This window comes from Parafilimonas sp. (assembly GCF_047606085.1).
Taxonomy (GTDB): Bacteria; Bacteroidota; Bacteroidia; order Chitinophagales; family Chitinophagaceae; genus Parafilimonas.
In genome coordinates this window covers 19,264-33,759 of record NZ_JASGEX010000205.1, presented here as the reverse complement: position 1 = coordinate 33,759, position 14,496 = coordinate 19,264, and the positions used below count along the sequence as shown (strand labels likewise).

The 14,496-nt window shown below is 41.9% G+C and carries 15 protein-coding genes; 8 read left to right on the top strand and 7 right to left on the bottom strand.

The genetic code is table 11. The features are described from left to right. Positions 1–215: 215 nt before the first annotated feature. A complete protein-coding gene (locus QM629_RS18525; protein ID WP_415161390.1) occupies positions 216–647 on the bottom strand; it encodes a hypothetical protein in 432 nt (143 codons plus the stop codon). Positions 648–1,142: 495 nt separating this feature from the next. Between QM629_RS18525 and QM629_RS18520 the strand changes: the two genes are divergently transcribed. From QM629_RS18520 to QM629_RS18505, 4 genes are all read left to right on the top strand, one after another. Beyond that, positions 1,143–2,336: a Gfo/Idh/MocA family protein gene (locus tag QM629_RS18520; protein WP_415161389.1), complete on the top strand. Its 1,194-nt coding sequence runs from the start codon at positions 1,143–1,145 to the stop codon at positions 2,334–2,336. Between the two features lie 136 nt (positions 2,337–2,472). Beyond that, positions 2,473–3,198: a hypothetical protein gene (locus QM629_RS18515; RefSeq protein WP_415161388.1), complete on the top strand. Its 726-nt coding sequence runs from the start codon at positions 2,473–2,475 to the stop codon at positions 3,196–3,198. Positions 3,199–3,244: 46 nt separating this feature from the next. Beyond that, positions 3,245–4,147: an aminotransferase class IV gene (locus QM629_RS18510; protein WP_415161387.1), complete on the top strand. Its 903-nt coding sequence runs from the start codon at positions 3,245–3,247 to the stop codon at positions 4,145–4,147. A 183-nt stretch (positions 4,148–4,330) separates the two neighbouring features. Further along, positions 4,331–4,813: a DUF1905 domain-containing protein gene (locus tag QM629_RS18505; protein WP_415161386.1), complete on the top strand. Its 483-nt coding sequence runs from the start codon at positions 4,331–4,333 to the stop codon at positions 4,811–4,813. 165 nt (positions 4,814–4,978) lie between these two features. On the opposite strand, the gene uvrA is transcribed toward QM629_RS18505, so the two are convergent. The 4 genes from uvrA to QM629_RS18485 form a co-directional block, all read right to left on the bottom strand. Next, positions 4,979–7,840, bottom strand: a complete 2,862-nt coding sequence (gene uvrA, locus QM629_RS18500; protein ID WP_415161385.1) for an excinuclease ABC subunit UvrA — start codon at positions 7,838–7,840, stop codon at positions 4,979–4,981. Positions 7,841–8,024: 184 nt separating this feature from the next. Further along, complete coding sequence (gene rpsG / locus QM629_RS18495; RefSeq protein ID WP_415161384.1) at positions 8,025–8,492, bottom strand: 30S ribosomal protein S7; 468 nt, start codon at positions 8,490–8,492, stop codon at positions 8,025–8,027. Between the two features lie 23 nt (positions 8,493–8,515). Then, complete coding sequence (gene rpsL, locus QM629_RS18490) at positions 8,516–8,896, bottom strand: 30S ribosomal protein S12 (RefSeq protein WP_026751391.1); 381 nt, start codon at positions 8,894–8,896, stop codon at positions 8,516–8,518. 115 nt (positions 8,897–9,011) lie between these two features. Next, on the bottom strand, positions 9,012–10,070 hold the full coding sequence (locus tag QM629_RS18485; RefSeq protein WP_415161383.1) for a branched-chain amino acid aminotransferase: 1,059 nt from the start codon (positions 10,068–10,070) through the stop codon (positions 9,012–9,014). A gap of 129 nt (positions 10,071–10,199) precedes the next feature. On the opposite strand from QM629_RS18485, the gene QM629_RS18480 reads away from it, so the two are divergent. From QM629_RS18480 to QM629_RS18465, 4 genes are all read left to right on the top strand, one after another. Beyond that, entirely contained in the window at positions 10,200–10,766 is a 567-nt protein-coding gene (locus QM629_RS18480) for a hypothetical protein (protein ID WP_415161382.1), read from the top strand. After that, on the top strand, positions 10,766–11,350 hold the full coding sequence (gene rdgB, locus QM629_RS18475; RefSeq protein ID WP_415161381.1) for an RdgB/HAM1 family non-canonical purine NTP pyrophosphatase: 585 nt from the start codon (positions 10,766–10,768) through the stop codon (positions 11,348–11,350). Before QM629_RS18480 ends, rdgB begins: the two co-directional genes overlap by 1 nt. A gap of 80 nt (positions 11,351–11,430) precedes the next feature. After that, positions 11,431–11,859, top strand: a complete 429-nt coding sequence (locus QM629_RS18470) for an acyl-CoA thioesterase (protein WP_415161380.1) — start codon at positions 11,431–11,433, stop codon at positions 11,857–11,859. A 93-nt stretch (positions 11,860–11,952) separates the two neighbouring features. Then, the gene (locus QM629_RS18465) at positions 11,953–13,137 is read left to right on the top strand and encodes a TlpA family protein disulfide reductase (protein ID WP_415161379.1); all 1,185 of its coding nucleotides are present in this window, start codon (positions 11,953–11,955) and stop codon (positions 13,135–13,137) included. A gap of 171 nt (positions 13,138–13,308) precedes the next feature. Here the strand turns inward: QM629_RS18465 and QM629_RS18460 are convergent, their stop codons facing one another. Together QM629_RS18460 and QM629_RS18455 are read right to left on the bottom strand one after the other, a co-directional pair. Beyond that, entirely contained in the window at positions 13,309–13,911 is a 603-nt protein-coding gene (locus QM629_RS18460; protein WP_415161378.1) for a superoxide dismutase, read from the bottom strand. Positions 13,912–14,041: 130 nt separating this feature from the next. Continuing rightward, positions 14,042–14,485 (bottom strand): nucleoside deaminase, encoded by a 444-nt coding sequence (locus QM629_RS18455; protein WP_415161377.1) that lies wholly within the window; start codon positions 14,483–14,485, stop codon positions 14,042–14,044. Between the last annotated feature and the right edge of the window lie 11 nt (positions 14,486–14,496).

Sequence of the window (14,496 nt, the reverse complement as noted above, 5' to 3'; positions counted from 1 at the left end):
GCGCAGGAACCATTGATAAAGCTTGGCATAAAAGATGAAAGCAACCTGATGTTTATTATTTGCACAGCCCTTGTTTTCGTCATCGCCTTATTATGCAATGAAATAATTGAAAAGCCTTTTCTTCACCTGCGCAGGAAAATATCAGAAGCAAAATTTGTGTAAGGAGGCCGCTCTGTCAGTGCAGTAAATTTTTCTGGTATGTGGCTATCCTCTTTTTAAGGCAGGTCAATCTTTGCAGTCATTACATCCCAGTGTGCCAGTAATAATTCAAAACGGTGCTGCTCATCCTTTTTAAGTTTATCCAGATCGGGGTACAACTGTTTTTTGTACGGTTCCGTAAGGTCTGCGGCCATTGCAGCTATGGCATCTTTAAAAACAATCGTTACTTTAAAATCCCATCGCGTATCCTCACCGCTATGCAGTATAGGTGTTTCAGCCGTAACGCTGATTATATCGCCATGTTCTATTGCCTTTTTTAAGAGAGGATAATGATTGATTTTCCACAGGTTAATAAACTCATCTGCGTAGCCCCACTTTATTTTATAATAGTTCTCAACGGTGAAATAATCTTTTGTATTATCCTGGGCAAATACAGGAACGCTTAATACAAAAACTATTATGAGTAACGACAGGAATTTGGGCAGCATAAGCGGTTACATTAAAATTACTGTGCGGAACGGACAGGGTATAAAAAATAAAAAAAGCAACAGTAATTAACTTACTAACCCTGTTGCTTTTTAAACAAAACCGTTAAGCCTTGTTTAGTTTTTGGCTTTGAACCGGGGTTCTCCGCCGTTTTTCGACCTTCAGGTTTTCACCTTCCTGTTTTCCCGGCTTCCGGCCGAAGCCTTTCACCGTTCCACATTCTTGTTTTCCCCTTCCGGCCTAAGATTTTACTTTTTGCTCCTGTCTTGCTGCAACCACCACCGAAATGCTGGTCAGTACCAAGCAGCAGCATTAAATTCAATCTTGTAGTGTAAATATACTATTATAAAAAAGGCGTTTCCAAATTTTTTTGCCTTCTTTTATTCACCCGTTTCGTACCGTAAAGGCAGGTATTTTTAAGGCTTATGAACATAATTTTTGAGGGATATAAACATAATTGAGCGAACTTGCCGCTTCATCAATAAAAACAATTTTCTATGCTACGGATTGCCATGCTTGGTTCAGGCTTTATCGGCCGTTTTTATGCAGATTCTATACAGGGCCAGCGCAGTAAAGATAAGATAGTAAGTATTTATGCACGCAAGGAACAAAATGCAAAAAAGTTTGCGGAAGATTATGGCTGCGAACATTATACCTCAGATATGGAGGAGGCAATTGCCCACCCTGATGTGGATGTGGTTTGCATTGCCCTGCCCAATAATGTGCATGAAGACGCTGTATTGCTTTGCTGCAAACACAAAAAACCTGTTATTACAACAAAACCTTTAGGCCGCAACGGCGCAGAGGCTTTGCGCATGCTGAAAGCGGTGGAAGAAGCCGGCATATTTAATGGTTATCTTGAAGACCTTGTTTATACGCCTAAATTTTTAAAAGCTTATGACAGCGTAAAAAATGGCGCTTTGGGAAGAATTCTCTGGGCAAAATCGAGGGAAACGCACCCCGGGCCGCACAGCGACTGGTTTTGGAATATTGAGCTTGCCGGCGGAGGTTGCATACTTGATCTTGGCTGCCATTGTATTGAGATAACAAGAAGCTTTATCGGGAAAGACATTAAGCCTGTTGAAGTAATGTGCTGGGCCGATACACAGGTAAAACCCATTGAAGCCGAAGACCATGCTATTGGATTGATAAAGTATGAAAATGGCGCCATTGGCCAGTTTGAAGTGAGCTGGACCTTCCGCGGCGGCATGGATCTGCGCGATGAAGTGATGGGCACCGAAGGCACAATTTGGATCAACAATTTTTTACGTACCGGAATGGATATGTTCACCACCGGCAAGGGCGCCGATTATGTGGCAGAGAAAGCGGAAAGCAATACCGGCTGGCTGTTTCCGGTGGGCGATGAGGTGAATGATCTTGGTTACAACCACATGTTTACCGATATGTTCCGCAGCATTGAAAATGGCAGGCAGCCCCAGGAAACCTTTTATGACGGATACGTAGTGAATGCCATCATTGATGCAGCATATAAATCAGCTAAAACAAAATTATGGGAGCCGGTAAATCTTGAGGTCTGGCGCGGGCAGGAAGGCTTGTCTAAAGCAAGTAACCTGGTTGATTACGATGCCGGTTATTACCTGGTAAAAGAAGAAATGACGCACTACGGTGCTAAAAAACTCATCCTGAAAAACAAGAAAACAGGCGCTTTTGAAGAAAGGATACTGGAATAATATACCTGTGGGTTGTGTGTAGTGAATGATGACTCTAAATATGCAACAACAGTAAAGGTTCTGAACCTTCAGGGCTTTTAGTTTCAGAATATATCTTGCAGGCCCTGAAGATGAACAAAATCTTCAAGGCTTTTTTATGCAACCAATACGCATTAATCTCTGGAGCAGCCCGCGCAATATTTCTACAGCTATGATGTATTCCTTCGCGCAGCGGAAGGATACCATGGTGTTTGATGAGCCTTTGTATGCGCATTATCTTAAAACAACAGGCATTGTTCACCCGGGCAATGAGGAAATTTTGCAGTCACAAAACAATGATGGTGAAAAAGTGATTGGAGAAATTATACTGGCCAGCCACAATAAACCGCTTGTCTTCTTCAAGCAAATGACGCATCATCTCAAAAACATCAGCCTTGATTTCTTATCGCAAACAAAAAATATCATTTTCATACGTAATCCCAGACAGATCATTGCTTCTTATGCGCAGGTAATTAAAAACGTTACGATGGAGAATGTGGGCATAAAAAAACAATGGTGGCTTTTCAATTATTTAAAAGAAAGAAGCATGGATTGTGTAGTGCTGGATTCAAATGAAATACTGCAGTCGCCGCAAAATGTAATGCAGCAGTTATGCGCAGCATTGCAAATTCCGTTTGATGAAAACATGCTGCACTGGCCTGCCGGCCCAAAACCCTATGACGGTGTTTGGGCAAAATACTGGTACAATAATGTGCATCTGTCAACCGGCTTCTCAAAACAAAAAAGCAGTGAGCGCGAACTGCCTTCTCATCTCGAACCGTTGCATGAAGCATGCAAAGTATATTATGAGCAGCTTTATCCTTATTCCATAAAAGCGCTTTAGCTTACCTTAGCCTCACCACAAACGGCATGAAGCAACTATTTTTTATATGCAACAGAAATTTTATCCGCAAAACGAAAACATACAGGTTTTCATTAAAGACAAGTTATACCCGCGCAGCGAAGCGAAGATTTCCGTATTTGACAGCGCCGTACAGGGCGGCGACGCCGTTTGGGAAGGCCTGAGAATTTATGATGGTAAAGTGTTTTGCCTGAATGAGCACATCAGCCGCCTGCAGGCTTCAGCACACACCCTGGCTTTTGCTGATATACCCACCAAAGCGTTTGTAAGGGATGCTGTTTTTCTAACATTAAAAGCCAATAATTTTTATAACGATGCCCACATTCGCTTAACGCTTACCCGTGGTGAAAAAATAACATCCGGCATGGATCCGCGCCTCAATCAATCTGGCAGTTGCTTGATTGTTCTGGCTGAATATAAACCACCCGTATATGATAATGCAAACGGTATAAAACTGGTCACTTCACACATCAGGAGAAACTCGCCCATGCACCTGGATTCGAAAATTCACCACAACAATCTGCTTAATAATATTCTTGCAAAAATTGAGGCGAATTATTGCGGCGCCGATGATGCCATCATGCTGGATAATCTTGGCTTTGTTGCCGAAACCAATGCCTGCAATATTTTTATGGTGAAAGATGGCTTACTGCTTACGCCGCATGCCGATGCCTGCCTGCCGGGCATAACAAGAACCAATGTGATAAAGCTTGCGCGAAAGCTGAATATTCCTGTTTCGTTAAAGAACATTTCTATTGCAGAATTTTACAATGCTGATGAGGTTTTTACCACCGGTACTATGGGCGAGTTAACACCGGTGCATGAAATAGACGGCCGTGCAATTGAGAATAAAACCAATTCAACCATACGGCAGCAATTATATGTTGCCTATAAAGAAATGGTTGTAAAAGAAGCAGTGCCCATAGTGTAATCAATGTTATTTAATTAAGAAATTAATTTTGAAATATTCAATAACCAATGCTCAATAATCAATATTCATTTTGCAGGTATTTACAATTGAACATTCCTGCCCGGCTGATTCGCTCAGGCGGAGAATATTGTATTGTTGGATATTGAATACTTTTCTTAACTAACCGACATTGATAGTATAAAAATGAAAAGTTTTTCCGCCGAAATATTTATCATTGGCATTAATCCTTATGTATCTGTGCCGGATGACATTTTGCAGTACCTGTTTAAAAAAGCAGGCAAAGAAAAAGGGCATATACCTGTTCTTCTCGTTATCAATAAACAAAATTTTATTCAGCATCTTGTAAAGTATAGAGGGGAATGGCGGCTTTACCTGAATATGCCGATGCGTAAAGCCGCGGGAAAAGATGTGGGCGATACCATTACCATAAAAATTGGTTTTGACGGAACGGAACGCACCACACCCATGCATGTACAATTTGAAGCAGCGTTAAAGAAAAATAAAAAAGCGGCAGCCGTTTTTAACAGCCGGCCTCCTTCTATGCAAAAAGAAATACTTCGCTATCTCAATAACCTTAAAACAGAAGAAGCGCTTCATAAAAATGTTCAGCGGGCCATCAATTTTTTACTGGGAAAGGAAAGATTTATTGGAAGGGATAAGCCATAAAAACAAATTGTATGTTACCGGTCTGACGCTTTTGAAGCCTCTGACCGCGTTAGCGCACTAAATCAGCTACGCTAAATTTCAGGAACCCGCATTGAGTTTATATAAAACGCTTTTTGAAGCCGGGCGTCCTTCTCCATGAGTGGAGGGGAAACGAGGGGGAGGTTTTTAATTCAATTCCGCTTTCAAAAACTTCGCTGTATGGCTTTCTTTATTTTTCACCAGTTCTTCCGGCGTGCCTTCAAATAAAATTCTGCCGCCGCCGTCGCCGCCTTCCGGGCCGATGTCAATCACCTGATCGGCCACTTTTATTACATCAAGATTGTGTTCAATTACCAGTACGGTATTGCCTCGGTCAACCAGTTTATTGAGCACATCCAGCAAATGCTGGATGTCCTGAAAATGCAAGCCGGTTGTAGGCTCATCCAGTATATAAAATGTTTTGCCGGTATCGCGTTTGCTTAATTCAGTAGCCAGCTTCACACGCTGCGCTTCGCCGCCGCTTAACGTTACGGCGCTTTGCCCAAGCGTGATATAGCCCAGCCCCACTTCTTCCAGCACTTTTATTTTGCGATAGATGTATGGAACAGATTGAAAAAATTCCACCGCTTCTTCCACCGTCATATTCAGCACATCGGCAATAGATTTTCCTTTATAGCGTATTTCCAGCGTTTCACGGTTGTAGCGCTTGCCATTGCATTTTTCACAGGGCACATATACATCAGGCAAGAAATTCATTTCTATCACACGCATGCCGCCGCCTTCGCACACATCGCATCTCCCGCTTTTTACATTAAATGAAAAACGGCCGGCATTATAGCCGCGAATCTTCGCTTCAGGCACCGATGCAAACAAGGTTCGTATATCGGTAAAGAAGCCGCAGTAGGTAGCAGGATTGCTTCTCGGCGTTCTGCCAATGGGCGACTGGTCTATCTCAATCACTTTATCAATATGTTCCAAACCTTTTATGCTTTTATATTCAAGCGGGGTTGTTTTTGAATTATAAGCATGCCGGGATAAAATGGGGTATAATGTTTCATTGATCAGCGTTGATTTGCCACTGCCGCTTACGCCTGTTACCACGATGAATTTTCCCAATGGAAATTCTGCATCAACATTTTTGAGGTTATTGCCTTTGGCGCCTTTCAACATCAGTTTTTTACCATTGCCTTTCCTGCGCTCAGCAGGCACCGTAATAGAATGAACACCATTAAGATAACCTGCAGTAAGCGTATCCAGCTTCAGCATTTGCCTGGGATCGCCTTCTGCTACTACCCTGCCGCCATGATAGCCTGCTTTGGGGCCAATATCAATTAGGTGATCGGCAGCCAGCATAATATCCTTATCGTGTTCCACCACCAGCACACTGTTGCCAATATCACGCAGGTTCTGCAGCGCCGTTATTAAGCGATGATTATCTCTTTGGTGCAGGCCGATAGATGGCTCATCTAAAATGTAGGTGATGCCTTGCAACTGCGAGCCTATTTGTGTGGCCAGGCGTATGCGCTGGCTTTCGCCGCCGCTTAAGGTTTTGGAAGAACGGTTCAGGGTTAAATACGTTAAACCCACATTCAGTAAAAAGGTCAGGCGCTCTCTTATCTCTTTCACCACATCTTTTGCAATAGTGCGTTGCTTATTGCCCAGCCTTAATTCAATGCTGTCGAACCAGGCGTATAGCTTATCCAGGTTCATTTCACTGAGTTCGGAAATATTTTTTCCATCAATCAAAAACCAAAGGCTTTCTTTTTTCAGGCGGGCGCCGTTGCAGGCAGCGCAGGTTTTAAGCGTCATATATTTCTGCACCCAGTCACGCAGGGTTTCGGTGCTGTAAGAAGAAGAGAACCATCGCTTCAACATCGGGATAATGCCTTCATAGCTTCCGGTATATTCATTGGGCACCGTTTCATCATCTGTGTTCACTTCAAGCGAGGGGTTGATATTTTTATCGCCATACAGCAAAAGGTTCAGCTGGTCTTCAGGCAATTTTTCAACCGGCACATCCAGCTTTATCTTGTTCTTTTTGGCGAATGTTTCCACCTGCCGAAATACGCTGGCGTCCCTTTCTTCGCCCAAAGGCACAAGTGCGCCTTCCCGAACGGTTTTAGACCGGTCGGGCAATACCAAATCCATATCAATGGTAAACACGCTGCCCATGCCCTTGCAGGCGGGGCAGGCGCCATAAGGCGAATTAAATGAAAAAGAATTGGGTGAAGGTTCCTCGTAGGAAAGGCCGGTATCGGCGCACATGAGCTGCTTGCTGTAAGACGCTGTTTCCGCATCGCCTTCAACATGTACAAACATCAGATCTTTGCCCATTTTCAGTGTTTGCTGAACGCTCTGGCTTAAACGATGGCGAAAATCGTCAGTTACTTTCAGGCGGTCAACCACTACTTCAATATCATGAATTTTATAGCGGTCCACCTGCATTTTGGGAGTGATGTCTTTTATTTCACCGTCAACCCGCACCTTTACAAAGCCTTTCTTTCTTATTTCTTCAAACAGCTCGCGGTAATGGCCTTTTCTTCCACGCACCAGTGGCGCCAGCAAAGAAATCTTCTGGTTATGAAACCGGTCAAAAATATTGCTCACAATTTCTTCCTCGCTCCATTTCACCATTTTTTGGCCGGTATTATAACTGAAAGCTTCGCCGATGCGGGCATACAGCAGGCGCATGAAATCATATACTTCCGTTACCGTGCCCACGGTGGAGCGCGGGTTTTTATTGGTTGTTTTCTGCTCGATGGAAATTACGGGCGAAAGGCCGGTTATCTTGTCAACATCAGGCCTTTCCATTTCGCCAATGAACTGCCTTGCATACGCGCCGAAGGTTTCCATATAACGGCGCTGCCCTTCCGCATAAATGGTATCAAAGGCCAGTGAGGATTTGCCGCTGCCGCTTATGCCGGTTATAACCACCAGCTTGTTTTTGGGGATGATGATATCAATGTTCTTAAGATTGTGCGCCCTTGCCCCGTACACTTCTATTGATTCTTCGGGTGAATGCCCGGTATGTTCTTTGTTATCAGCCATAATGAAGATGCCGAAATTACAATAATATGGCTTTTGTGTTTTATTATTATTGATGTGTTTTTAGGGTGTGCAGCACAAGAGATGCGATGCTGTTAGGCAGGGATGCCATCTGTACCTAAGCCCGTAACCCAAACAAAAAACCCCGCCGGAAGCGGGGCCTTTTATATAGCATTTAGGGATTCTTCTAAATTTTAAAGTGAGAGAAAGCCTTGTTGGCCTCTGCCATACGGTGCGTGTCTTCTTTCTTTTTAAAAGCAGCACCTTCACCTTTGCTGGCCGCGATAATTTCATTGGCCAGCTTATCAGCCATTGTTTTACCATTGCGTTCACGGCTGTAGCGGATAAGCCATTTCATGCTTAACGAAATTTTGCGGTCGGCACGCACTTCGGTGGGAATCTGGAAGGTAGCGCCACCAATTCTGCGGCTGCGCACTTCCACGGCAGGCGTTACATTCTGTAAAGCCTTTCTCCAAACTTCATAACCGTTATCGCCGGTTATTTTACTCACTTTGTCAACCGCATCATAAAATATGGTGATTGAAGTGCTTTTTTTGCCCTGCCACATAAGGTTATTTACAAAACGTGTAACCAGCTTATCGTTAAAACGGGCATCCGGCGCTAAGGGTAATTTTTTTGCTTGTGCTTTTCTCATCGCTTATAATGATGAATGATTGATTATTTTTTTGCTTTTTCTTTCTTGGTACCGTATTTAGAACGGCTTTGTTTACGGTCTTTCACGCCTGCAGTGTCAAGGCTGCCGCGTACAATATGGTAACGCACACCCGGCAAATCTTTTACACGGCCTCCGCGGATTAACACGATTGAGTGTTCCTGCAGGTTATGGCCTTCACCCGGAATGTAGGCAATTACCTCCACTTTGTTGGTTAAACGCACTTTTGCCACTTTACGCAAAGCTGAGTTTGGTTTTTTTGGGGTTGTTGTGTAAACCCTTGTACAAACGCCACGGCGCTGAGGGCAGGCATCCAAAGCCCTTGATTTGCTTTTTGCCCTGATAATCTCACGGCCTTTTCTTACTAACTGTTGTATTGTAGGCATTACTGACCTTAATTTTTTTGGGAGGGCAAAGGTAATTGCAGCAGCATTTAATTCCAAATAAATTGCCGCGCTATCCTGAAATAATTACGAAAAACAGGCAAAACCAACATTTTCTTTACACTTTAAACAGCCAGCCGTGTGTGTCTTCCGTTTTTCCAAGCCGTATTTCATCCAGGGCCTGCTTAATTTTTGGGGAGAGCACGAAGCTGCTTACATTAAAATCCATCACTAAATCCTGGTATTTCAATTTTTTGATATTTGAAATAACGGCGGCGGTGCCCATGCCAAAGATTTCCGTAAGTGTTCCTTTTTTATAGGCCTCCACCACTTCATCAATATTCAGCCTGCGTTCTTCCACTTTAATGCCCATGTCTTTTAAAATGGCAATAATGCTGTCGCGGGTAACGCCTTTCAGGATAGTATCTTCCAGTGCAGGCGTTACAAAAACATTATTGATAACGAAGCCAATGTTCATCATACCCACTTCCTGCAGCCATTTGTGCTCAAAAGCATCTGTCCACAAAACCTGGTCGTATCCTGTTTCCTTTGCCTTTGCGGCCGGGTACATGCTGCCGCCATAGTTGCCGGCATTTTTGGAAAAGCCAACACCGCCGGGCGCTGCCCTGGTATATTTTTCTTCCACGGCGATCTTCATTGGCGCTGCATGAAAAGGCCCAACCGGGCTGAGAATAATCAAAAACTTATATGTAGCAGAAGGTTTTACGCCCAGCATATAATCTGTGGCGAACATGAACGGACGTATGTATAAGGAATGGTCGGCCTGTGCAGGTATCCAGTCTTTATCAAGCTCAATAAGCTGGCGCATGCCTTCAATAAAAATTTCTTCGGGCACTTCAGGCATGCTCATGCGCTGCGCAGAAAGGTTAAAGCGTTTAAAATTTTCATACGGGCGAAAAATGACAGCCTCACCATTCTCCTGCCGGAAAGCTTTAATGCCTTCAAAAATTGACTGGCCATAATGCAATGCGGAAACGGAAGGATCCAAAACCAGCGGCTGGTAAGGCTTAATCTCTGTTTTCCATTCACCGTTTTCATAATCAGCTTCAAGCATGTGATCGGTAAAATATTTTCCGAAAGGAATATCCTCCAGGCTTATGTTGCCCAGCCTGCTTCTTTCTGTTTTCGTGATATTTATGTCTAACACTTCTGTCATACCCTTAAATTTGATGCAAAGAAAATAAAAATCTCTTAGAAGAACAGGTCGCTTATCATAGAATTATCACGCCATTAATGGTTTTATTATGATGGATATGCGGCCCTGGCTGATTTAAATATTTATTTGATGAAAGAACAATTACCGGCGCAGGTTTTGGCAAAGCTGTTCAGCAATTCATTGGTATATACCAGTGAAAAATTGAAGGCTGAACAGGTTTGTGAAACGCCCGCGCCCGCCCAAGTGAAACAGCCTGAAATACGGGCGGCGGCTGTTGAAGAAAAGATTGACAAGCCCGGTAAATGGTATCTTGGCCATTATGAAAAGAAATTTATTGTATTGGTGAATGATGAAAGCAATGTTTATTTAAGCGATAAGGAACTGGAATTTCTCAGCGGTATTTTAAATGCCTGCAAAATGAACCTGGCGCATATAGCGCTGATTAATTTTAAAAACCATGCGGCAAGCTTTCAGCAATTAAAAAAAGATTTGCAGCCACAGTTTCTTTTAACATTCGGCATAAATGCTTTACAAATAGAGTTGCCTTTTTCCATGCCTGATTACCAGGTGCAGCAATATGATGGATGCGCTATCATAACTGCGCCGGCATTGGCTCAATTAAATGCGGCCACGCCTGCCGCCAAAACTGAAAAATCAAAATTGTGGAACAGCCTTAAAAAAATGTTTAACCTCTGATGGATAATAATATACTCATCTTCGCCAGCAACAACAGGCATAAAGCGGAAGAAATACTGGCCGTTACAGGAGATCAATACAAAATAATTACACTGAAGGAAGCCGGGATTGATATAGATATTCCCGAACCATATAATACTATTGAAGCCAACGCATCTGGAAAATCGAAAATGATTTATCAGCTTACGCAGCAGAATTGTTTTGGCGATGATACAGGCCTTGAAGTGGAGGCATTGAATGGAGAGCCGGGCGTTAAAAGCGCCAGGTATGCCGGCGACCAGAAGGATTTTGATGCAAACATTGATAAGCTGCTCTCGAAGCTGGATGACAAAGAAAACCGTAACGCACAGTTTAGAACCGTTATCTCTTTAATGTGGAATGATAAGGAATATTTGTTTGAAGGCATGGTAAAAGGAATGATTATTTATGAACGTCGCGGCGCCAATGGTTTTGGATATGATCCTGTTTTTATTCCTGAAGGAAGCTATAAAACCTTTGGTGAAATGACGCTGGAAGAAAAAAATTTATTCAGCCACCGCAAAAAGGCTGTTGATAAACTAATGGAATTTTTGAAGCAACAATAATAATTGCCGCAAATGCGCAGGTTTTTATTTCAATAGTTTATGCTATCTTATCTGTGTATCTGCGGCCGGTAAATTATAGTATGGAACGCGTTAAAATAAACCTGCCGGATAATTTTAAATTCTCCACTGTAATTAAAGTGCGCATAACCGATTTGAATTATGGCGGCCATGTTGGCAACGACAGCTTTCTCTCGCTTATTCATGAAGCAAGGCTTCAGTTCCTAAGCCATTTTGGTTACTCCGAATTAAGACTGGAAGGCAGTTCACTCATTATGTATGACGCCGCTATTGAATTTAAAAAAGAATTGGGTTACGGCGATGAAGTAAAAATATCCGTTGCCGCCAGTGGTTTTGATGCACGGGGTTTTGATATATTCTATAAACTTGAAATAATGAAAAGCGAAGGCTTAATGCTGGCCGGGAAAGCAAAAACGGGCATGCTGTGCTATGATTATACCAATAAAAAACTAACCGGCATACCCGGAAAAGTAAAAGAAACATTGATGTAATTTTTCTGCCGCTCAACAGTACCTATATTGGCACTATTTTACTAAAGCAGATACAGAACGATAGTATTTGTATTTTTACATAAAACAATACAGATGAAATTCATCGTAGCATTTTTTTCAGCAAATCTATTTTTTAACTTATCCCATGCCCAAAATATACTTTCTTCATCCTTATCAGTTGACTCCGTTTTAAATAAAGCTTCCAGGAAATTGCATAGCCTAAAAAGCATTAAATATGATGATATCAGAGAATTGAATTACGCTTCAGAAAATTATCACAACAACTCTGTGTGGACTTCTTATTACGATTTTCAGAGTCAAGACACACTGATTGGATTCAAATATCAAATTGAAGATTCAACCGCAAAAATGATTTTTAATAGTACGGAAAGTTTTGATTTAGATAAAAAGTCCAAAACAATTCAAATAAATGATCATCCTGTCCGAAATAATTTCAATGGGCTTTCTTTTTTTTATAACTCTATCATCACACTTAGAAATGTGCTGCCCTTACTTTTAAAAGACAAAATAGCACTTAAAACAATTACTGATACAACGATTAATGGCGCCCCTTATATTTTGGTAACAGTGAATATCGGAAAACGGAGAATACAATATCTTGGCAAAGGTTTCGATACTATGCAAACAAAAACAAATTTCATCTATAAAATTGCATTCCAAAAAAATAGTTATCTACCTTATGAAGTATTACAAATGTATGATGTAAGCCCAGACTTTATCAAAACCACATTCATTAATATTGATACAACCCCGCCTGTTCCAAGTGAATTATCCTGGTATTATACAACCTACCTGAATGATTATAAACAAATAAATAAAACTTCCTTGCAGTTAGCACCTGTAGGTTCTTTGGCTCCGCCATGGAAGTTGGAATCATATAACAGTAAACAAATGATTTCATTAAGTGATTTCAAAGGAAAAGTGATTTTATTAGACTTTTGGATAAAAAACTGCGGACCTTGCATTCAAAGTGTACCTCATTTGAATAAGCTGGAGGCTAAATTCAAAAATGAAAAATTTAGTGTTATAAGCATTAATTCCTATGACACCAAAAGTGATATAAGTTGGTTTTGCAATAAATTCAAAACAGCTTATACGGTATTATTAAACGGCAAAGAAGTAGCAGACAAATATGGGATAAATGGTTACCCTACATTTGTCATTATTGATAAAACAGGAAAGATTATCTACACTCAAGTTGGTTATGGGCCATCTGTTCAATCAGCGATTGAACAGGTTATTCATAATGCGTTATAAGTTATTTAAGAAGTATATTAAGATAATACGAACGAAAAACAAAGTGTTTGAGCAAAAGTTTGTGAAAGATATATAAAATATATCCTGCAAATAAAAAAGGATAGGCGAATCGCATTAATACAACAAAAAACCCCGCTCTGCGGGGTTTAAAATTATATAAGCGCTTATATATTATTTAGCCTTATCAAAATTTTCCTGCACTTTTTTCCAGTTGATAACATTCCAGATAGCAGCCAGATAATCAGGGCGCTTATTTTGATATTTTAAATAATACGCATGCTCCCAAACATCCACACCGAGGATTGGCGTGCCTTTCACTTCGGCCACATCCATTAAAGGATTATCCTGGTTAGGCGTGGAAGTAATTTCAAGCTTGCCATCCTTTATAATAAGCCAGGCCCAGCCGCTTCCAAAACGGGTAGCGCCGGCTGTATTAAGCCTGGTTTTAAATTCATCAAAGGAACCAAATGCGCTGTCAATAGCTTCCGCCAGGCTGCCGGAAGGAGCGCCGCCCTCTGCCGATAAAATATCCCAGAAGAAAGTATGGTTCCAGTGGCCGCCGCCATTGTTGCGCACAGCAGGAGAAATTTTGCCGGCATTGGCAACCAGCTCTTCAAGCGATTTGCGCTCATGTTCCGTTCCGGCAATTGCTTTATTTAAGTTATCTACGTACGCCTGGTGATGTTTGTCGTGATGAATTTTCATTGTTTGTTCGTCAATATGCGGCTCCAATGCATTATATGCATACGGAAGCGGAGGTAATGTAAATGCCATAGTTATAAAATTTTAGATTTCTGATTTACTTATAAAGGGAAACAAATTTAGTGCGATGCGGGCAAAAACAGGTTAATTCTTTCTTATATCGAAAAATAGCCTTGCTTTATGAAAGGCTGCCAGGCAATAATCATCGTTTCTGCTGAAAAAAATTTTTCATGAGCAGGGCGCAGTCTTCAGCCAAAACACCAGCCCGGATTTTTGTTTTTGTATGAAAAGGAAAGTTAGGCGCCGTTACCCGGCGATGGCCATTCTTTTCATCATCAGCGCCCCAAACCACACGGTGCAGTTTGCCCCAGTATAAAGCGCCGGTGCACATTAAACAGGGCTCAACGGTTACATACAAAGTGGCAACGGGTAAATATTTTGCACCGAGAAAATTATAGGCCGAAGTAAGAGCCAGTATTTCCGCGTGGGCCGTGGAATCGTTCAACTGTTCCGTCATATTGTGCGCCCGTGCAATAATTTTTTGATTGATGACGATTACGGCGCCGATGGGGATTTCATCTTCTTCAAAAGCCTTCTCCGCTTCGCGCAGGGCATGCTGCATATAATATTCATCGTTTAATATCATTGCAAAATATA